The 1,279-nt window shown below is 66.9% G+C and carries 2 protein-coding genes; both read right to left on the bottom strand.

Annotated elements, in window-relative coordinates:
* On the bottom strand, positions 1-659 hold a 659-nt coding region (locus AC6EI8_RS26570), incomplete at its 3' end, for a DUF4390 domain-containing protein (RefSeq protein ID WP_498383405.1).
* 4 nt (positions 660-663) lie between these two features.
* A partial coding sequence (locus AC6EI8_RS26565; protein WP_498383404.1) for a 16S rRNA (cytosine(967)-C(5))-methyltransferase occupies positions 664-1,279 on the bottom strand: 616 nt, incomplete at its 5' end.

Raw genomic sequence — 1,279 nt, 5'->3', positions numbered from 1 at the left:
TCGGCCACCGGCGTATAGGCGAAGCGGCGCCAGTCGGACGACAGATTCCAGTCGCGCGTATTGACCGCGTTGATCTGGAACGGCTTGGGCAATTGCGACAGGTCGAGGCGCATGCGGACCTCGGCCTGGTAGGGCACGCCGAGCTTGACGTCGCCGCGCTCGAACACGCGCCAGCCACGCACCTGCTTGATGAAATCGAGCGCGCCCTTCAGGCGCATGAAGGGCAGTTGCAGTCCGCCGGTCGAGACCCGGTACTGCCGCGTCAGCGGATGGAAGGTCAGCCTGACGCTGCGGCTGGTGCTCACCGGCTTTTCGTCGAACCAGTACCAGCGCGGGCGGCTCAACTGGAAATCCACCGCGAAATACAGAGGGATGCCCTTGTGCAAGGCGTCCTCCAATGCCGGCGACAATTCGAAGTCGAAGGCGGCGTTCAGTTCGAAGCCGCCGTCCTGATATTCGACGCGCGCCTCGCGGATGTCGATGTTCTGTGCGTGCCCGGCGCGGGGCGACAACGCGCTCGCGCACAGGACCAGCACCATCAGCAGCAGCCACGCCAGCCGGCGCAGCGCGGCCACGCCGATACCGGCATGGTCTGCTGCGGATCCGCACGCCTTGTCGTCATGGGCACGGAGGACGGACAAGCGAAGCGGTGCGAGCATCGGATCAGAGGCGTTTCTGGAAGCGGGCGTAGAAGAAACCGTCGTGGTCCGACGGCAGGCCATCGTGGCTGCCGGTCCCGCCATCAGCCACGCCATTTGGGATGCTGCCGGGCAGCAGCTGGCCGGGCGCCTGCAATCGTATCGCATCTGGTAGCTGGGCACCAAACCACTGCGCCTGCTCCTCGCCCTCCGTTGGGAAAATAGAACAAGTCACATACACCAGAATGCCGCCCGGTTTCAGCAGCGGCCACAGCTGCGAGACGATGCGGCGCTGCTCGTTGACGAGCTTGCCCAGATCGCTCTCGCGGCGCAGCCAGCGGATATCGGGATGGCGGCGCACGATGCCCGAGGCCGAGCATGGAACATCGGCGAGGATGCGATCGTACGGCTTGCCATCCCACCAGGCCTGCGGCCGGCTCGCGTCGCCGATCACCACCTGCGCGCGCTGCTGCAGCCGCGCGAGATTCTCGTCGATGCGCTGGGCGCGCGCGGCATCGCTCTCGACCGCGGTCAGTTCCACGTCGGCCAGTTCGAGCAGATGGCCGGTCTTGCCGCCGGGCGCGGCGCAGGCATCGAGCACGCGCTGGCCATCGGCGATCTCGAGCAGCGGCGCGGCGAGC

This window comes from Cupriavidus sp. R6-3, from assembly GCF_059772245.1.
The sequence above is the reverse complement of the archived record's forward strand: the minus strand, read 5'-3'. Positions and strand labels throughout refer to the sequence as shown.